Annotated in this window: 18 protein-coding genes; 17 read left to right on the top strand and 1 reads right to left on the bottom strand. The window is 75.6% G+C overall.

The window, feature by feature from the left end:
* Positions 1 to 5: 5 nt before the first annotated feature.
* Positions 6 to 1112 (top strand): NAD-dependent epimerase/dehydratase family protein, encoded by a 1107-nt coding sequence (locus BMW27_RS18830; RefSeq protein ID WP_091446784.1) that lies wholly within the window; start codon positions 6 to 8, stop codon positions 1110 to 1112.
* Positions 1105 to 2013 (top strand): lysophospholipid acyltransferase family protein, encoded by a 909-nt coding sequence (locus BMW27_RS18825; RefSeq protein ID WP_091446782.1) that lies wholly within the window; start codon positions 1105 to 1107, stop codon positions 2011 to 2013. The genes BMW27_RS18830 and BMW27_RS18825 overlap by 8 nt, the downstream gene beginning before the upstream one ends.
* A 119-nt stretch (positions 2014 to 2132) precedes the next feature.
* On the opposite strand, the gene BMW27_RS18820 is transcribed toward BMW27_RS18825, so the two are convergent.
* A complete protein-coding gene (locus tag BMW27_RS18820; protein ID WP_245743704.1) occupies positions 2133 to 3050 on the bottom strand; it encodes an HAD family hydrolase in 918 nt (305 codons plus the stop codon).
* A gap of 404 nt (positions 3051 to 3454) precedes the next feature.
* On the opposite strand from BMW27_RS18820, the gene BMW27_RS18815 reads away from it, so the two are divergent.
* The 15 genes from BMW27_RS18815 to BMW27_RS18745 all read left to right on the top strand — a co-directional run bounded on the left by BMW27_RS18815 (position 3455) and on the right by BMW27_RS18745 (position 18392).
* Positions 3455 to 5011 carry an AMP-binding protein gene (locus BMW27_RS18815; RefSeq protein ID WP_091446780.1) on the top strand — a complete coding sequence of 519 codons (1557 nt, stop codon included), beginning with the start codon at positions 3455 to 3457 and terminating at the stop codon, positions 5009 to 5011.
* Positions 5001 to 5249, top strand: a complete 249-nt coding sequence (locus tag BMW27_RS18810) for a glutaredoxin family protein (protein ID WP_091446778.1) — start codon at positions 5001 to 5003, stop codon at positions 5247 to 5249. Before BMW27_RS18815 ends, BMW27_RS18810 begins: the two co-directional genes overlap by 11 nt.
* Before the next feature lie 393 nt (positions 5250 to 5642).
* A complete protein-coding gene (locus BMW27_RS18805) occupies positions 5643 to 6308 on the top strand; it encodes a redox-sensing transcriptional repressor Rex (RefSeq protein WP_091446776.1) in 666 nt (221 codons plus the stop codon).
* Between the two features lie 73 nt (positions 6309 to 6381).
* A complete protein-coding gene (locus BMW27_RS18800; protein ID WP_091446774.1) occupies positions 6382 to 7758 on the top strand; it encodes a glutamyl-tRNA reductase in 1377 nt (458 codons plus the stop codon).
* Positions 7755 to 8693 (top strand): hydroxymethylbilane synthase, encoded by a 939-nt coding sequence (hemC, locus tag BMW27_RS18795; protein ID WP_091446772.1) that lies wholly within the window; start codon positions 7755 to 7757, stop codon positions 8691 to 8693. Before BMW27_RS18800 ends, hemC begins: the two co-directional genes overlap by 4 nt.
* A gap of 85 nt (positions 8694 to 8778) precedes the next feature.
* Positions 8779 to 10329, top strand: coding sequence for a uroporphyrinogen-III synthase (locus BMW27_RS18790; protein ID WP_091446769.1), 1551 nt, complete (start codon positions 8779 to 8781; stop codon positions 10327 to 10329).
* A complete protein-coding gene (hemB, locus tag BMW27_RS18785) occupies positions 10326 to 11330 on the top strand; it encodes a porphobilinogen synthase (protein WP_091446766.1) in 1005 nt (334 codons plus the stop codon). The genes BMW27_RS18790 and hemB overlap by 4 nt, the downstream gene beginning before the upstream one ends.
* The gene (locus tag BMW27_RS18780) at positions 11330 to 11830 is read left to right on the top strand and encodes a hypothetical protein (protein WP_245743703.1); all 501 of its coding nucleotides are present in this window, start codon (positions 11330 to 11332) and stop codon (positions 11828 to 11830) included. The genes hemB and BMW27_RS18780 overlap by 1 nt, the downstream gene beginning before the upstream one ends.
* Complete coding sequence (gene hemL / locus BMW27_RS18775; RefSeq protein ID WP_091446761.1) at positions 11827 to 13212, top strand: glutamate-1-semialdehyde 2,1-aminomutase; 1386 nt, start codon at positions 11827 to 11829, stop codon at positions 13210 to 13212. Before BMW27_RS18780 ends, hemL begins: the two co-directional genes overlap by 4 nt.
* Positions 13212 to 13847 (top strand): histidine phosphatase family protein, encoded by a 636-nt coding sequence (locus BMW27_RS18770; RefSeq protein WP_091446760.1) that lies wholly within the window; start codon positions 13212 to 13214, stop codon positions 13845 to 13847. Before hemL ends, BMW27_RS18770 begins: the two co-directional genes overlap by 1 nt.
* Positions 13844 to 14419: a TlpA family protein disulfide reductase gene (locus BMW27_RS18765; RefSeq protein WP_091446759.1), complete on the top strand. Its 576-nt coding sequence runs from the start codon at positions 13844 to 13846 to the stop codon at positions 14417 to 14419. The genes BMW27_RS18770 and BMW27_RS18765 overlap by 4 nt, the downstream gene beginning before the upstream one ends.
* Positions 14419 to 15237 (top strand): cytochrome c biogenesis CcdA family protein, encoded by an 819-nt coding sequence (locus BMW27_RS18760; protein ID WP_091446758.1) that lies wholly within the window; start codon positions 14419 to 14421, stop codon positions 15235 to 15237. Before BMW27_RS18765 ends, BMW27_RS18760 begins: the two co-directional genes overlap by 1 nt.
* Before the next feature lie 73 nt (positions 15238 to 15310).
* Entirely contained in the window at positions 15311 to 16987 is a 1677-nt protein-coding gene (gene resB / locus BMW27_RS18755; RefSeq protein WP_091446757.1) for a cytochrome c biogenesis protein ResB, read from the top strand.
* Positions 16977 to 17906: a c-type cytochrome biogenesis protein CcsB gene (gene ccsB / locus BMW27_RS18750; protein WP_091446754.1), complete on the top strand. Its 930-nt coding sequence runs from the start codon at positions 16977 to 16979 to the stop codon at positions 17904 to 17906. Before resB ends, ccsB begins: the two co-directional genes overlap by 11 nt.
* Positions 17907 to 18155: 249 nt before the next feature.
* Positions 18156 to 18392: a hypothetical protein gene (locus BMW27_RS18745; protein ID WP_091446752.1), complete on the top strand. Its 237-nt coding sequence runs from the start codon at positions 18156 to 18158 to the stop codon at positions 18390 to 18392.
* Positions 18393 to 18517 lie beyond the last annotated feature (125 nt).

Genomic DNA, 18517 nt, shown 5'->3' with positions numbered 1-18517 from the left:
CGCTCGTGCCGCCCGCTGTCGTCCTGGTCACCGGTGTCAGCCGGTGGCTCGGTGGTGCGCTGGCGGCCGAGCTCGCTCGTGACCGCGCCGTCGAGCGGGTCATCGGGGTGGACACCGTCCCCCCGTCGCCGGAGGTGCTCCGCCGGCTGGGCCGCACCGAGTTCGTGCGGGCCGACATCCGCAACCCGCTGATCGGCAAGGTCATCGCGACGGCGTCGGTCGATACGGTCGTGCACATGAACATCAGCTCCACGCCCGCCGGCTCCGGCGGGCGGGGGCCGATGAAGGAGCTCAACGTCATCGGGACGATGCAGCTGCTGGCCGCCTGCCAGCGGGCGGCGTCCGTCCGCCGGTTCGTGCTGAAGTCGAGCAGTGCCGTCTACGGCGCCTCCTCGCGCGACCCGGCCGTCTTCACCGAGGCCATGCAGGCCCGTCGGGTCCCCTCCGGGGGCTTCGCCCGGGACAGCCTCGACATCGAGGGCTACGTCCGGTCCTTCGCGCGCCGTCGTCCCGACGTCGGGGTGGCCGCGCTGCGCTTCACCAACTTCATCGGCCCGCGCATCGACTCGGTGCTCACGCACTTCCTGCGCATGCCGCTGGTCCCGACGGCGCTCGGGTACGACGCGCGCGTCCAGCTGCTGCACGAGGACGACGCGCTGGCGGTGCTGACGCGGGCCACCACCGGTGACTTCGCCGGCACCGTGAACGTCGGTGGGGAGGGCACGTTGCTGCTGTCACAGGTGATCCGCCGGCTGGGCCGGCTGCAGGTCCCGCTGCCCTCGCCCGCGCTGGGGTCCCTGGGCCGGGTCACCCACCGGTTCGGCTACGTCGACTACTCCCCGGAGCAGATGCGCTTCCTGAACTTCGGCCGGGTCGTCGACACCACCGTGCTGCGCGAGGAGTTCGGCTACACCCCGCGGTACACCACCGAGCAGGCACTGGCCGACTACGCGAGCACCCTGACGCCGGTGATCCCGCCCGAGGTGGTCGCCGGGGTCACCACGCGGGCGCAGGACCTCGTGGCCCGCGTCGGTTCGGCGGCGGGTGCGGTGGGGGAGCGGCTGTGGCCGGCACCGCCGACCCCCGGCCTGCGGGCGGTGCGCGATGCCTGAGGCACGGGTCATCCCGCTGCGGCCGGACGACGACGAGCCGCGGGTCCCGCCGCCGTCGTCCGCCTCGTGGGAGGAGCAGGTCGCCGGCGGCCTGGAGTTCCTCCGGCGGCGGCTGACCGGCGACTACGACACCGACGAGTTCGGCTTCGACGCCGACCTCACCGACCACGTGCTCCTGCCCCTGCTGCGGCCGCTGTTCTCGCGCTGGTTCCGGGTCGAGACCCACGGGGTGGAGAACGTGCCCGACACCGGCGGCGGACTGGTCGTCGCCAACCACTCGGGGACGGTGCCGCTCGACGCGATGATGGCGACGGTCGCGCTGCACGACGACCACCCGGCCCAGCGGCGGCTGCGGCTGCTCGGCGCCGACCTGGTGTTCGACCTGCCCGTCATCGGTTCGCTGTCGCGCAAGCTCGGCTCCACGCTGGCCTGCAACGAGGACGCCGAGCGGCTGCTCACGGGGGGCGAGCTGGTCGGGGTGTTCCCCGAGGGCTTCAAGGGGATCGGCAAGCCGTTCCGCGAGCGGTACACCCTGCAGCGGTTCGGCCGGGGCGGTTTCGTCAGCGCCGCACTGCGCACCGGTGCGCCGATCATCCCGTGCGCCATCGTCGGGGCCGAGGAGACCTACCCGATGATCGGCAACGCCAAGACCCTCGCCCGGCTGCTCGGTCTGCCCTACTTCCCGGTGACGCCGACGTTCCCCGCGCTCGGCCCGCTGGGGCTGGTGCCGCTGCCGTCGAAGTGGCTGATCGCCTTCGGGGAGCCGATCGAGACGGCGTCCTACGGTCCCGCCGCCGCCGAGGACCCGATGCTCGTCTTCAACCTCACCGACCAGGTGCGCGAGACGATCCAGCAGTCGCTCTACGAGCTGCTCCTGCAGCGCAGGTCCGTCTTCAGCTGACGAAGGACCCGGCTGCCCCCCGGCCCTCGCTCCGCTCGGCCCGGGCCCCTGCAGCCGGGCCGTTCCAGCACGTCACCACGCTCGGCGCGTCCCTGACGAGGGCCGTTCCGACACGTCGTCTAGGAGATCCTGCGGCGGCGCAGGGCGAGCGCGCCGCCGACCAGCCCGCCGGAGAGCGCCGCGGCCGCCACGGTGGGCACCACGGTCTTCGCGGCCTTGCGGCCGGTGCGGAAGTCCTTGATCTCCCAGCCGCGGGACCGGGCCACCGCACGCAGCTCGGTGTCGGGGTTCACCGCGATCGCGCGGCCGGTGAGCGTGAGCATCGGCAGGTCGTTGGAGCTGTCGCTGTAGGCCGTGCAGCGCGGGAGGTCCAGGCCCTCCCGCTCGGCCAGCGCCCGGACCGCCTCGGCCTTGGCCTCACCGTGCATCAGCTCACCGACCAGCCGGCCGGTGTAGTGCCCGTCGACGACCTCCGAGACGGTGCCCAGCGCGCCGGTCAGCCCGAGCCGGTGGGCGATGATGCTGGCCAGCTCCACCGGCGTCGCGGTCACCAGCCAGACCCGCTGCCCGGCGTCGAGGTGCTGTTGCGCGAGCACCTGCGTGCCGGCCCAGATCCGGTCGGCCATCAGCTCGTCGTAGATCTCCTCGCCCGCCTGGACGATCTCGGAGACCGGGCGCCCCGCGACGAAGGCCAGCGCGCTCTCCCGGATGGTGTGCATGTCGTCGGCGCTCTCGTTGCCGGCGATGCGGAACTTCGCCTGCTGCCACACGAAGCGCGACATGTCGCGGGTGGTGAGGTACTTGCGGGCCGCCAGTCCCCGGGCGAACCAGAAGATGGACGCGCCGACCATCATCGTGTTGTCGACGTCGAAGAACGCTGCCGCGGTGAGGTCCGGGACGACGGCCGGGGCCGGCTCGACCTCGGCGGCCGCGGCCGAGGCGGCACCGGCGACGTGCGCCCGCGTCTCCTCGTCCGGCACGTCCGCCGAGCGCGCGCGGCGGCCGCGGAAGGGCAGTCCCGGCACGACGACCTCCACTGTCGCTCCTCCACCGCCCCCGGGGCGGCTGGTGGATCTCCGAGGGAACCCTAGTGGCGTCCGCGGCCACGTCGGCCGGGGGTCCCGGGCGGCGGCCGACCGCCCGAGCCCAGCAGACGAGCAGCGGTGGACCATGCTCACGTAGTGGTCGTGGAGGCGGCCGTGACCCGGCGGACGCCGCTGCGGGCACGCGCCCGTCGACCGGGCTCGACCGCCGCATGCGTCGTCCTCCTCGTGCGCCCGCCGGGATTCCCGCCCCCGGGCGGAACGGCCCGCCGTACGGGGATCGCAGTGCTGCGGGGGTGTGCCCGTGGTGACAACATCGCTGCAGCCCGTCCACGCCACCCCGCCCCCGGCCGCGCACCCCGCTGGTGGCCCCGAGCGCTCCACCGGAGGAGATGTGCATGACCGACGTCGGTAGCTCGCTGTCCGTGCTGGTGCGCGCCGCGGCGCGGGACCGCGCGGACGCACCGGCGGTCGTGGCCGGCGAGCAGCGGCTGAGCTGGGGCGAGCTGGACGCCCTGGTCGACCGCGCGGCCGCCGGGTACGCAGCCCGCGGCCTCGCGCCGGGCGAGCGGGTGGCCGTCCAGCTGCCCAACGGCGTGGACTGGCTGCGGGCGACGCTGGGCGCCCTGCGTGCGGGGCTGGTCGTCGTCCCGGTCAACACCGCCTACACCGACCCGGAGCTGGAGCACGTGCTCACCGACTCCGGGGCGGCGCTGCTCGTCGCGCCCGGGGATCGGCCGCAGGTGGCCGGCGTGCCCGTGCTCGCCGGGCCGCCGACGGACGACGCCGCCCCGCCGGCGGTGCCCGAGGCCCCCGGCTCCCTGGCCTTCCTCGCCTACACCAGCGGGACCACCGGCCGGCCGCGCGGCGCGATGCTGTCGGCCGCCGCGCTGCGGGCCAACCAGGAGCAGTGCCTGCGGATGGACCCGCCCCCGGTCCGGCCCGACGACCGCGTGCTGCTGGTGCTGCCGCTGTTCCACGTCTACGGCCTCAACGCCGGCTTCGGCCTGGTCGCGGCGGCCGGCGCCTGCGCGGTGCTCGTGGAGTCCTTCGACCCGGTCACCTCGCTGGAGGTGATGGCGCGCGAGGAGGTCACCGCGGTCCCGGGCGCCCCGCCCGTCTACCAGGCCTGGCTGGCCGTCGCGGACGCCGCCGGGTCCGACGCCGGCCTGCGCCGCGCCTTCGCCGCCGTCCGCATCGCCACCTCCGGCGCCGCACCGCTGCCCGAGGACGTCTGGACGGCGATGCGCGAGCGGGCCGCGGTCACGGTGTGGGAGGGCTACGGGCTGACCGAGGCCTGCCCGGTGGTGGCCAGCACGCTGGCGACCGGGCGGGCCAAGCCGACGTGCATCGGCGGCCCGGTCCCCGGGGTGGAGCTGCAGCTGCGCGACACCGCGCTGCACGAGCCGCTGGAGGACGGCGAGGTGTCGGCGCCCGGGGAGCTCTCCGAGGACGGCCCCGGCGAGATCTGGATCCGCGGGGCCAACCTCTTCTCCGGGTACTGGCCCGACGGCGTCGACGGGCCGGACGCCGAGGGCTGGCTGGCCACCGGCGACCTCGCCTACGCCGACGGGGACGGCGACCTGCACCTGGTCGACCGGCGCAGCGACCTGGTCCTGGTCAGCGGCTTCAACGTCTACCCCGCAGAGGTGGAGCGGGTGCTCGACGCGCACCCGGCGGTCGCGGAGAGCGCGGTCATCGGCGTGCCGGACCCGCGGACCGGCGCCGCCGTGCGCGCCGTGGTCGCGCTGCGCCCGGGTGCTCGGCTGGCCTTCGAGGAGCTGCGGGCGCACGCGGCGGCGTCCCTGGCCCGGTACAAGGTGCCCACGTCGGTGCACGTGCTGACCGCGCTGCCGCACTCGCTGACCGGCAAGGTCAGCCGGGCGCGGCTGCGCGAGCTGGGTCTGGCCCGCGCCGACGACGAGCCGACCGCCGGGGGCGACGGTGACCGGTGACGCGCCTCGGCTGCAGCTGCTGACCCGGGCCGACTGCCACCTGTGCGCAGTGGCCGCGGAGACCCTCGACCGGCTCGCCGCGGAGGCGGGGCTGACGGTGACCACGGTCGACGTGCACGCCGACCCGGAGCTGCAGGCCGAGTACGGCGACCGCGTGCCGGTGGTGCTGCTCGACGGGCGGGAGCACTCCTACTTCACCGTCGACGTGCCCCGGCTGCGGCGGGACCTCGCCCTGTAGCCGGGGGCCGACGCCCGGACGGCGGCAGGGCCGGTGCGCTCCCGCGCTGCTGCAGCGGCGCCGGAGCGCACCGGTCGACGACGGGATCGGCCTCGCCCGACCGAGGCCGGCACGGGGGCCCTTGCTATGGTCTCCACCACAGCGGTGCGCGTCTGCGCTGGGTAGCGGCCTGGTGGCCCCCCGGCGACTTTGTTCCTGCGTTCACAAGCGGTTACCGTGGCGGTCGCCGGGCGGCTGACCGCCCGGGTCCCCGATGTCGTTCGACCGCATCCGGCACCCGCCGGACTCCGGGCGCGACCGTTTGTGGAGTGCCACGTGACCGAGACCGCGAGGTCGTGCGACGGCACAGCTCCTCAGGGCACGAGGTCGACGAGCGCCGGCGAGGAGTGGCCCGTGTCCCCAGCCCGCCCCCGGATCCCGGAGGCCACCGTCGCCCGCCTGGCCGTGTACCTGCGCGTGCTCGCGGGTCTGGCCGACGGCGGGCGCCGCAACGTGTCCTCGGGTGAGCTCGCCTCGGCGGCGGGCGTCAACCCGGCCGGGCTGCGCAAGGACCTCTCGCACCTGGGCCCCTGCGGGGTCCGCGGGGTGGGCTACGAGGTGGCCACGCTGCGGGACCGCATCGCCGGGGTCCTCGGTGTCGAGCAGTCCCGCCCCTGCGTGCTGGTCGGGATCGGCAACCTGGGCACGGCCCTGGCCGACTACGCCGGCTTCGGCAGCCGCGGGTTCCGGTTCGTCGGCCTCTTCGACGCCGCCCCCGAGCGCGTCGGCCGGCGGATCGGTGGCCAGCCGGTGCGGCCGGTGGCCGAGCTCGACGAGGTGGTGGCCGCGACCGCGGCCACGATCGGGGTCATCGCGACACCGGCCGACGTCGCCCAGTCGGTCTGCGACCGGCTGACCGCGGCCGGGGTGAGGAGCATCTTGAACTTCGCGCCGGTGGCGCTGACCGCGCCCGCGGGGGTCGACGTCCGCCAGGTCGACCTGTCCGTCGAGCTGCAGGTGCTCGCGTTCCTCGGCCAGCAGCGCGGCGCGGCCGCGACGACGGTGGAGGTGACCGCGTGAGCGAGCTCGCGAGCTCACCCGTGGGCGCGGCAGCCCGGCGAGCGCGTCCGACGAGCGCCGGCGAGGAGGACTCGTGAGCCTGCTCGCCGTGGGTGTCAGCCACCAGACGGCCCCCGTGGCGCTGCTCGAGCAGTTCGCGATGGGCGCCGACGACACCGTCAAGACGCTGCACGAGCTGGTCGGCAGCGACCACGTCAGCGAGGCGATCGTGCTGGCGACCTGCAACCGGGTCGAGGTCTTCGCCGAGGTGGACCGGTTCCACGGCGGCGTCACCGACGTCAGCCGGGTGCTGGCCCGTCAGGCGGGCGCCACGGTGGAGGAGCTCTCCCCGTACGTCACCGTGCACTACGAGGACCAGGCTGTCGCGCACCTGTTCACCGTCGCCGCGGGCCTGGACTCCATGGTCGTCGGCGAGACCCAGGTCCTCGGCCAGCTGCGCAACGCCTACGCGCTCGCCCGGGAGCAGGGCACGGTGGGCCGCGCCATGCACCCGGTCGCGCAGCGGGCGCTGCGGGTCGGCAAGCGGGTCCACTCCGAGACCGGGATCGACAAGGCCGGCGCCTCGCTCGTGTCGGTCTCGCTGGACCGCGCCGAGGAGCGCATCGGCTCGCTGGAGGGACGTCCGGTACTCGTCGTGGGCGCCGGCTCCATGGGCGCGCTGGCCGCCACCACGCTGGCCCGCCGCGGCGCCGCCGTGACCGTGAGCAGCCGCACACCCGCGCACGCCCAGCGGCTGGCGACGTCCGTCGAGGGCCGCCTCGCCGACCTCGCCGACCTGCCCGCGGAGATCGCCGCCGCCGACGTGCTGGTCACCTGCACCGGCGCGCGCGGCATCGTCATCGGCACGGAGGTGGTGGCCGGGGCGATGCGGTCGCGGACCGGGGCCGCCCGGCCGGACCGGCCGCTGGTGGTCATCGACCTGGCGCTGCCCCGCGACGTCGACCCCGGCGTGGCCGCGCTGCCCGGGGTGCACGTGGTCGACCTGGCCCTCCTGCAGGGGGAGCGGGGCGCCGACGGGCACTCGTCCGCCAGCCCGGTGGCGGCGGACGACGTCGCCGCGGCGCACGCCCTCATCGAGGCCGAGACCGCGCTGCTGCGTGCCGAGCGGCAGGCCGCCGCGGTGGCGCCGACGGTCTCCGCGCTGCGCAGCCAGGCCGCCGAGGTCGTCGACGCGGAGCTGCTGCGGCTGTCCACGCGGGTGCCCGACCTGGACGCCCGCACCCGCGCCGAGGTGGCCCGGACCGTGCGCCGCGTCGTCGACAAGCTGCTGCACGAGCCGACCGTGCGGGTCAAGGAGCTGGCCAGCGCCCCGGGCGGAGTCGACTACGCCGACGCGCTGCGGGCCCTGTTCGGCCTGGGCATCGACGCGGAGGTCCTCCCGGCGCGGACCAACCTGGCTGAGGCGGTCGCCGTCGACCCCGACGAGCTGCGGCCCGGGGGCACGGCATGACGGCGACCACCACCGGCACCCTGCGCCTCGGCACCCGCGCCAGCCAGCTGGCGACCACCCAGTCGCAGGCCGTCGCCGACGCCATCACCGCGGCCAGCGGCGTCCCGGTCGAGCTGGTGCACATCAGCACCGAGGGCGACCGCTCCTCGGTGGCGATCGCCCAGCTCGGCGGCACGGGTGTCTTCGTGACGGCGATCCGGCAGGCGCTGCTCGAGGGCACCGTCGACGTCGCCGTCCACAGCTACAAGGACCTCCCGACGCTGCCGGAGCCGGGGCTGGCCATCGCCGCCGTCCCGCTCCGGGAGGACCCGCGCGACGCGCTGGTCGCCCGCGACGGCCTCACCCTCGGCGAGCTGCCGCCGGGCGCGACGGTGGGCACCGGCGCCCCGCGGCGGGTGGCCCAGCTGCGCGCCCTGGGCCTCGGCCTCGAGGTGGTGCCGATCCGCGGCAACGTCGACACCCGCTTGGCGCGCGTCGTCCCGGGTGACCTGGACGCCGTCGTGCTGGCCCGCGCCGGGCTGTCCCGGCTGGGGCGGCTGTCGGCGGTCACCGAGACGCTCGACCCGCTGCAGGTCCTACCCGCGCCGGCGCAGGGCGCGCTGGCCGTGGAGTGCCGCGGGAACGACGAGCGGACCCGGCAGCTGCTCGCCCCCCTCGACGACGCCGCCACCCGCGCCTGCGTCGTCGCCGAGCGGACGACGCTGGCGGCGCTGGAGGCCGGCTGCAGCGCGCCGGTCGCCGCCTACGCCGAGCTCGCCGAGGGCGAGGACGGCCCCGAGCTGTTCCTCCGCGCCTCGGTCACCGCGCTCGACGGCAGCGACGGCGTCCGCGGCTCGATCACCGGACCGCCTCCCGAGGCCGAGCGGCTCGGCCGCGAGCTCGCCGCAGAACTCCTCGACCGGGGGGCCGCCGAACTGATGGCGGCGTCCCGGTGAGCCGCACCTCCCGGGCCGGGCAGCAGACCCCGGCCTCCCGTACCCCCGCACACCAGCCCGTCAGGGCCCTACCCAGGAGCACGCGATGACGCGCTTCCGCAAGCAGAACGGCGGGGCGACCGGCACGGTCGTCTTCGTCGGCGCCGGCCCGGGCGACCCCGGGATGCTCACCGCCCGGGCGACCGCGGCGCTCGCCGAGGCGCACACCGTCCTCGTCGACGCCGCCGTCCCGCCGGCGGTCGCCGAGGCCGTCCGCGCCGACCGGCCGGAGCTCGAGCTGACCCCCGCGACCGGGGAGCCGGCCGAGGTCGCCAAGGCGGCCGTGGCCGCCGCCAAGGCCGGCGGCACCGTCGTCCGGCTGGTCGCCGGCGACCCGTTCACCTCCGACGCCGTGGTCAAGGAGGTGCTGGCCGTGAGCCGCACCTCGGTCGGCTTCGACGTCGTCCCCGGCGTCGCCCCGCAGACCGCCGTCCCGGCGTTCGCCGGCGTCGCGCTCGGCGGCACCTCGCTGACCGCGGACCTGCGCGGTGGCGAGGCCGACCTGGCGGCGCTGGCCACCGCGGCCAAGGGCCTGGACGCGCCGCTGGTGCTCCAGGGCGACGCCGAGGACCTCCCGGACGCCGCCGCGCGGCTGGTCGAGGGCGGCCTGTCCGGCAGCACCGCGGTCGTCGTCACCACCGGCGGCTCGGGCACCGGGCAGCGCAGCGTGGTGGCCAAGCTCGCCGCCGTCGCCGAGAAGACCGCCGGCCTGGACGCCGTCAGCGGCCCGGTCGTGGCCACCGTCGGGTCGGCCGTCGACAAGCGCGCCCGGCTGTCCTGGTGGGAGAGCCGGCCGCTGTTCGGCTGGCGGGTGCTGGTGCCGCGCACCAAGGACCAGGCGGGCGAGATGAGCGACCGGCTGCGTGCCTACGGCGCCGTCCCGGTGGAGGTGCCGACGATCGCCGTCGAGCCGCCGCGCAGCCCCGCGCAGATGGACCGCGCCATCAAGGGCCTGGTCACCGGTCGCTACGGCTGGATCGTCTTCACCTCGGTGAACGCGGTGAAGGCCGTCCGGGAGAAGTTCGTCGAGCTCGGCCTGGACGCCCGCGCGTTCGCCGGCGTGAAGGTCGCCTGCGTCGGGGAGTCCACCGCCGATGCCGTGCGCGCCTTCGGCATCGTGCCGGAGCTGGTGCCCACCGGGCAGCAGTCCAGCGAGGGCCTGCTGGCCGACTTCCCCGAGTACGACGACGTGCTGGACCCGATCGACCGGGTGCTGCTGCCCCGCGCCGACATCGCCACCGAGACCCTCGCCGCAGGCCTCAAGGAGCGCGGCTGGGAGATCGACGACGTCACCGCCTACCGCACCGTCCGGGCCGCCCCGCCGCCCGCCCCGGTGCGCGAGGCGATCAAGGGCGGCGGCTTCGACGCGGTGTGCTTCACCTCGTCGAGCACCGTGCGGAACCTGGTCGGCATCGCCGGCAAGCCGCACGCGAAGACCGTCGTGTCGGTGATCGGCCCGCAGACCGCGGCGACCGCGCAGGAGTTCGGCCTGCGGGTCGACGTCCAGCCGGAGACCGCCGCGGTGGGCCCGCTGGTGGACGCGCTGGCCGAGCACGCGCTGTCCCTGCGCGAGGCGGAGGGCGGCGAGGAGCAGTGACCGCAGGTGTGGGGGCGGGCGGGTCGACCCGTGGCTTCACGCGCGGGCGTCGGCTGCGGTCGACGGCCGCGCTGCGGCGGCTCACCGCGCAGACCCGGCTGGCCCCGGCCGACCTCGTGCTGCCGGTGTTCGTCAAGGAGGGCATCGACGAGCCGCAGCCGATCAGCTCGATGCCCGGCGTCGTCCAGCACACGACCGAGTCGCTGCGCAAGGCCGCGCACGAGGCGGCCGAGGCCGGCATCGGCGGGCTGGTCCTCTTCGGGATCCCGTCGGAGAAGGACGCGGTCGGCTCCCAGGCCGACGCCGCCGACGGCATCGTCAACGTCGCCCTGCAGCAGCTGCGCGCCGACCTCGGCGACGAGCTGGTGCTCATGGCCGACCTGTGCCTGTGCGAGTACACCGACCACGGGCACTGCGGGCTCGTCACCCCGGCCGGCGTCGTCGACAACGACCCGACGCTGGACCGCTACGCCGCCGTCGCGATCGCCCAGGCCCAGGCAGGAGCGCACGTCATCGCCCCCAGCGGGATGATGGACGGCCAGGTCGCGGCGATCCGGCGGGCGCTGGACGGCGCGGCCTTCCAGGAGACGCCGATCCTGGCCTACGCCGCCAAGTACGCCTCGGGCTTCTACGGCCCGTTCCGCGAGGCGGCCGAGGGCGCGCCGCAGTTCGGCGACCGCTCGACCTACCAGATGGACCCGCCCAACGCCGACGAGGCGCTGCGCGAGGTGGCGCAGGACCTCGCCGAGGGCGCCGACGCGGTCATGGTCAAGCCGGCGCTGCCCTACCTGGACATCGTCGCCCGGGTCGCCGACGCCGTCGACGTCCCGGTCAGCGCCTACCAGGTCAGCGGTGAGTACGCGATGCTCGAGGCGGCCGCCGCCAACGGCTGGGTGGACCGGCAGCGGGCTGTCCTGGAGACGCTCACCGCCATCCGCCGGGCGGGCGCGGGCACCGTGCTCACCTACTGGGCGGTGGAGGCCGCCCGCTGGCTGCGCTGATGTCCTACGCAGAGCCCGGGGGCTCCTGGCGGCCGTTCTGGCTGGTCGCCGGGGCCCTCGGGCTCCTCGTCGTCCTGGACGCCGCCCTGCCCGGCCCCGGGCTGCCGCCGCCGGTGTGGGCGCTGGCCGTGGTCGCCGTCCTGGGCGTGGTCGCGACCGGCGTGGTCTCGGCCCGCCGGGCCTGGACGGTGCAGGTCGACGCCGGCGGCGCCGACCCGGTGCTCGCGGTCGGCCCGGAGCGGGTGCCGCTCGCCGACGTCGACGCCGCCCACCTGCGCGCGGTCGGCGCCGGGACGGCGGGGGTGGACGCGGGTGCCCCGGTGCTCGGCGGCGGCTGGTCGCTGCCGCGCGGCCGGTCGGGCCTGCCGCTGCGGACGACGGACGGGCGCACCGTGCTGGTGCCCACCCGCGACCCGGCGGCGCTGTCGCGTGCCCTGCTCGCGGCTGTGGCGGACGTCCCCGGCGGCCCGTCGGAGAGGGAGGGGACACTGGGGTCGTGACCTCGCTGGACAGCCCCCCGTACGCCTACGAGGCCCCCGCGTCGGCCGACCTGTTCGCCCGCGCGCAGCGGGTCACCCCCGGCGGGGTGAACTCACCGGTGCGCGCCTTCGGCGCCGTCGGTGGCACCCCCCGCTTCATGGCCCAGGGCCAGGGCGCGTACCTCACCGACGCAGACGGCCGCCGCTACGTCGACCTCGTCGCCTCGTGGGGCCCGCTGATCCTCGGCCACGCCCACCCGGCGGTCGTGGAGGCGGTCACCGCTGCCGCCCGCCGCGGCCTGACCTTCGGCACCCCGACCGAGGGCGAGGTGGAGCTGGCCGAGGAGATCGTCCGCCGCATGCCGCCGGTGGAAGAGGTGCGGCTGGTCAACTCCGGCACCGAGGCGGTCCTCTCGGCGGTGCGCCTGGCCCGCGGCGTCACGGGCCGTCGGGTCATCGTCAAGTTCGCCGGCTGCTACCACGGCCACGTCGACGCGCTGCTGGCCTCGGCCGGCTCCGGCGTGGCCACCCTCGGCCTGCCCGACACCCCCGGCGTCACCACCGGCGCCGCCGCCGACACCGTCGTCCTGCCCTACAACGACGCGGCCGCGGTCGAGGCCGTCTTCGCCGAGCGGGGCAGCGAGATCGCCGCGGTCATCACCGAGGCCGCGGTCGGCAACATGGGCGTCGTCCCGCCGCTGGACGGCTTCAACCAGGCGCTGCGCCGCACCACCGCCGCGCACGGTGCACTGCTGATCGTCGACGAGGTCATGACCGGCTTCCGCGTGTCCCGCTCCGGCTGGTACGGCCTGGACCCGGTGGACGCCGACCTGATGACCTTCGGCAAGGTCATGGGCGGCGGGCTGCCGGCCGCGGCCTTCGGCGGCCGCGCCGACCTCATGCAGCACCTGGCCCCGGCCGGGCCGGTCTACCAGGCGGGCACGCTGTCGGGGAACCCGGTCGCGGTCGCCGCGGGCCTCACCACGCTGCGGCACTGCACCCGCGAGGTCTACGCCCGCTGCGACGAGGTCGCCGTCACCCTCCGCGGGGCGGCCAGCGCCGCGCTGTTCGCCGCGGGCGTCCCGCACCGCGTGCAGCAGGCCGGCTCGATGTTCTCGGTGTTCTTCGTCCCCGACGACCGGCAGGTGCGCGACTACGACGACGCGCGCTCGCAGGACGCCGCCCGCTACACCGCCTTCTTCCAGGCGATGCTCGCCCGCGGCGTCTACCTGCCGCCCTCGGCGTTCGAGTCGTGGTTCGTCAGCGCCGCGCTCGACGACGAGGCCGTCGAGCGGGTCCTCGACGCACTCCCGGCGGCCGCCCGTGCCGCCGCGGCCGTCGACCCGTCGTCCGCCCCGCCGGCCGAGGAGCCGGCCGACGCCTCCACCGGGATGAGCACCTGATGGCCGAGGAGACCGTGGTCCACCTGCTCCGCCACGGCGAGGTGTTCAACCCGGAGGAGGTGCTCTACGGCCGGCTGCCGGGCTACCGGCTGTCGGAGACCGGCGAGGCGATGGCGCTGGCCGCCGCCGAGTGGCTGTCCGGCAAGGGCGTCACCCACGTGGTCAGCAGCCCGCTGAAGCGCGCGCAGCAGACCGCCGCGCCGATCGCCGGCAAGCTCGACCTGCCGATCGGGGTGGACGACCGGCTGATCGAGGCGGGCAACGCCTTCGAGGGGCTGCGGGTCGGCGTGGGGGACGGCGCCCTGCGCTCCCCCCAGCACTGGTGGAAGCTGCGCAACCCGTTCCGCCCGTCGTGGGGCGAGCCCTACGTCGAGATCGCCGCGCGGATGCTGGCCGCGGTCGAGTCCGCGCGGGACGCCGCCCGCGGTGCCGCGGCGGTCTGCGTCAGCCACCAGCTGCCGATCTGGACGCTGCGGCTGCACCTGGAGGGACGCCGCTACACGCACGACCCGCGCCGCCGGCAGTGCGGGCTGGCCAGCGTCACCTCGGTGACCTACGACGGCGACCACGTCGTGGGGATCTCCTACGCCGAGCCCGCCGGCGCCACCCCGCCGGACGCGGTCCCCGGCGCATGAGGCGAGGTCTGCTCGGCGCGCTGGTGGCTGCGCTGCTGCTCACCGGCTGCGCCACCGGCGACGGCGCCGTCGACGTCAACAACGGCGGGGAGTTCCGCTTCGTCCAGGGCACCCCGGCCGGGGAGGTCATCCCGTCCGACGAGCGCGCCGCCGCGCCGGAGTTCTCCGGCACCCTGCTCGACGGCGACGACTTCGCCTCCACCGAGCTCGACGGCGGCATCGCGGTCGTCAACTTCTGGGGTTCCTGGTGCGCCCCCTGCCGGGTGGAGTCGCCGGAGTTCCAGGAGGTCTACGCCGAGGTGCGCGACCGGGGCGTGCGGTTCCTGGGCGTCAACGTGAAGGACACCGACCAGCTGGCCCGCGCGTTCGAGGACAGCTTCGGCATCGAGTTCCCGTCGCTCCACGACCCGCGGGGCGAGGTGGCCCTGGCGTTCCGGGACTACCCGGCCAACGCCATCCCGTCCACCATCGTGCTGGACGCGCAGGGGCGGGTGGCCGCGGTCTACACCGGCGCGGTCGCGCAGGAGGACCTGCGGGCGGTGCTCGACCTGCTGCTGGCCGAGGAGGGCTGATGGGGGAGACCTTCGGCGGCCTCGTGACCGACGGCCCGCTGCTCGTGGCCGCTGCCGTCGCGGCGCTGGTCGGGCTGGTCAGCTTCGCCTCGCCGTGCGTGCTGCCGCTGGTGCCCGGCTACCTGTCCTACGTCACCGGGCTGGTCGGCTCCGGTGCCCGGACGACGGCCCCCGCCGCGGTCGCGTCCGGCGGCTCCACGGCGACGGTGGTCCGCACCGACGAGCGGTCACCCCGCGGGCGGATGGTCCTCGGCGCCGTCCTGTTCGTGCTCGGCTTCACCGCCGTCTTCGTCACCATCAGCACCGCGGTCGGCGGCCTGGGCCGGCTGCTGCTGCAGTACAACGACGAGATCACCCGGGTGCTCGGCGTCGTCACCGTCCTGGTCGGGCTGGGCTTCCTCGGCTGGCTGCCGCTGCTGCAGCGCACCAGGCGGATGGCCCTCCGCCCGGCGACCGGGCTGGCGGGGGCGCCGCTGCTGGGCGTCGTCTTCGGGCTGGGCTGGACGCCGTGCCTGGGCCCCACGCTCGCCGCGGTGCAGAACCTCGCCTTCCAGCAGGCCACCGCCGGACGCGGGGCGCTGCTCGGGCTGGCCTACTGCCTGGGACTGGGCGTGCCGTTCGTGCTCGTCGCCCTCGGCGCCCGCTGGGCGATGGGCGCGACGTCGTTCCTGCGGCGGCACGCGCAGGCGGTCACGCGGTTCGGCGGCGCCGTCCTCGTCGTCGTCGGCCTGCTGCTGGTCACCGGCGCCTGGACCGAGATGATGCGCTGGCTGCAGGGCTGGCTGGCCGCCAACGGCTTCGCGGAGAGCGTGCTGTGACCGAGCTCGCGAGGTCACCGATCAACGGAGCAGCACTGCTCACAGCACCGACGAGCGCCAGCGAGGAGGTGTTGTGAGCACCGTCGCCCCGCCGCGGCCGGCCGCGGCACCGCCGCCGCCCGCCCGGCCCTCCCTGGGCGCCCGCGCCTGGGGGCTGTGGCTGCGCTGGTGGCGCCGGCTGACCGCGATGCGGACGGCGATCGTCCTGCTGTTCCTGCTGGCGCTGGCGGCGATCCCGGGGTCGCTGCTCCCGCAGCGCTCGCTGAACCAGAACGCCGTCCGGCAGTACTTCGCCGACCACCCGACGCTGGCGCCGGTGCTCGACCGGCTCTACGCCTTCGACGTCTTCGGCTCGCCGTGGTTCGCCGCGGTCTACCTGCTGCTGTTCGTCTCGCTCATCGGCTGCGTCGTCCCCCGGCTGGCCGAGCACGTCCGCGCGCTGCGGGCCGCTCCGCCGCCGGCGCCGCGCCGGCTGCAGCGGCTGCCCGACTCCGGTGAGCTCGCCACCGCGCTGCCCGGCCCGGCCGTCCTCGACGTGGTCGAGGAGGAGCTGCGGGTGCGGCGCTTCCGCGTCGTCCGCCGGGACGGTGCCGCGTCGACTCCGCCGGGTCCTGCGGCATCCGGCCCGGAGCTCTCCGCGGAGAAGGGCTTCTGGAAGGAGAGCGGCAACCTGCTGTTCCACCTGTCCCTGGTGGCGCTGCTGCTCGGCCTGGCCGGCGGCAAGCTGTGGGGGTACGAGGGCAGCATCCTGGTCACCGAGGGCCAGGGCTTCTGCAACTCCTTCCAGCAGTACGACACCCACTCCTCCGGTGCGCTGGTCGACAGCGGTGACCTCAGCCCGCTCTGCATCGACCTGGAGGACTTCCGCGCGGAGTACGAGGAGGACCTGACCGCGGCCTCCTACACCGCCGACATCCGCTACGGCGGCCCCGGCGAGGAGGGGGAGCCGGCCACCATCGGCGTCAACGACCCGCTCCGGCTCGACGGCGACCGGGTGTACGTCACCGGCCACGGCTACGCCCCGCGGTTCACCGTCACCCTGCCCGACGGGACGGCGTTCACGGACGTCTCGGCGCCGTTCCTGCCCTCGGACCAGACCACGATGTCCAGCGAGGGCGCGCTCAAGCTGCCCGACCTCGGCGCCGGCGTGGAGGACCAGCTGGCCCTCGAGGGCTTCTTCGCCCCGACCGGGCTGATGCAGGGCGGCGTCCTGACCTCGATCGACCCCCGGCCGCTGAACCCGCAGGTGGCGGTCCTGGCCTACCAGGGCTACCTGGGCCTGGACTCCGGCCTGCCGCAGTCGGTCTACTCGCTCGACGCCAGCCAGATCGAGCGCGGCCGGCTCGCCGAGGTCGGCCGGGCCAACCTGGCGGTCGGCGAGACGCTCACCCTCCCCGACGGGACGGCGGTCACCTTCACCGGCGTCTCGCAGTTCGCCGCGCTGCAGTTCTCCCACGACCCCGGCCAGGTGTGGGTGCTCGCCGCCGCGATCGCCGTGCTCGTCGGGTTGCTCGCCCTGCTGTTCCTGCGCCGTGAGCGCTTCTTCGCCCGCGTCGGCCCGGCTCCCGACGGCGGCGGTACCGTGCTGACCGTCGGCTCGCTGACGCGGGGCGGCGGCGAGAGCGCCACCCGCTTCGCCGAGCTGACCGGGCAGCTGCGGGCCGCGCTCGACGAGCGTTCCCCGACCCCCTCCGCCCCGCCGTCCGGCGGGGCCGCACCGGAACCGGAGGTCTCCCCGCGTGACCGTTGACCCGTCGCTGGCCGAGCTGTCGGACAGGCTGTTCTCGATCGCCGTCGCGCTCTACTCGGTTGCCGTCGTGGCGTTCTCGGCGCAGCTGGCGTTCGGCCGGCGGCCGGCCAGGGAGCTGGTCCCCGCCGGGTCCGGCGGGGCGGACGCGGGTGCGCCTGCCGCCCCGCTCCGCAGCGACCGCTGGGGGCTCGCCGGGCTGGCGGTCACCGTCCTCGGCGCCGCCGCGCACGCAGGCGTGCTGATCACCCGCGGGATGGCCGCTGACCGGCTGCCCTGGGGCAACATGTACGAGTTCGCCACCGCCGTGGTCCTCGTCGGCGTGGTGGCCTACCTGGTGCTAGCGACCCGGGTCCCGGCCGTCCGCGACATCGGCGCCTTCGTGCTGGCGCCGGTGGTGATCTCGCTCGTCGCGATCGGGTTGTTCCTCTACACCGAGACCGGGCCGCTGGTCGCCGCGCTGCGCTCCAGCTGGCTGGCCGTGCACGTGTCCAGCGCGATCCTCGGCTCGGGTCTCTTCTTCGTCAGCGGCATCGCCAGCGTGCTGTACCTGCTGCGGTCCCGGCAGGAGGCCGGTGCGGACGGCTCGTTCCTGTCCCGGCTCCCGGGCGCCGCGACACTCGACCGGGTCGCCCACCGCACCGCCGTCTTCGCCTTCCCCATCTACACGTTCGCGATGATCGCCGGCGCCATCTGGGCGGAGAGCGCCTGGGGCCGCTTCTGGGGCTGGGACCCCAAGGAGACCTGGATGTTCATCTCCTGGGTGGTCTACGCCGGTTACCTGCACGCGCGGACGACGGTCGGCTGGCGGGGGCGCCCGGCGGCGTGGGTCAACGTCGTCGGTTTCGCCGTGGTCCTGTTCAACCTGCTCTACGTCAACATGGTCTCGACCGGCCTGCACAGCTACGGCGGGCTGGACTGAGGGAGGCGATGGCCGAGCGGGACCCGCAGTACGCCGCCTGGGACTGCTGACCGCTCCACCGCGGGCCCCTCGTCCACCGGGGAAGGGGTCCTGCGCGCGGGCCGTCCCGTTCGCCACACGAGGTGACACGGGTCTCCCGTACGGGCGGCGTGTCCATGACACGCCGGACGCGGCCGTGCTTCCATGCCCCCATGTCGCGCCGGAGGGGAGCTCCCCGTGGGTAGGCACTCTGCTTCGGAAGGGGCGGCGGTGGATCCCGTCGTCGCCGCCGCGCTCGCGCAGCGTCCGGCGGGTGCCCCTGCCGGACGGCACGGCCACGCGCGGGCCGAGGGCACCGAGAGCGGTCTCGGCTGGCCGGGGACATCGACGACGCACGAGGGCCTGGGCTGGCCCGGGGGGATCTCCGACCGGGCCCCTCAGGCCGTGCCGGACGCCGAGCAGCCGGAGAAGCGCCGCGGGTGGCGGCGCCTCTTCCGCGCCGCCTGAAGTAAGGACCCCGTCCTCCCCACCCTTCGCAGGCTCAGGGCGGGACCCGGGACGGGGCCGCCGTCCTCCCCACCCTTCGCAGGCTCAGGGCGGGACCGCGCTCGGGACCTGGGTGACCGAGGCGC

The sequence above is a fragment of the Geodermatophilus poikilotrophus genome (assembly GCF_900111455.1).
GTDB lineage: Bacteria > Actinomycetota > Actinomycetes > Mycobacteriales > Geodermatophilaceae > Geodermatophilus > Geodermatophilus poikilotrophus.
Note: the sequence above shows the minus strand (reverse complement) of the source record. Positions and strands in the feature narration are given on the sequence as shown.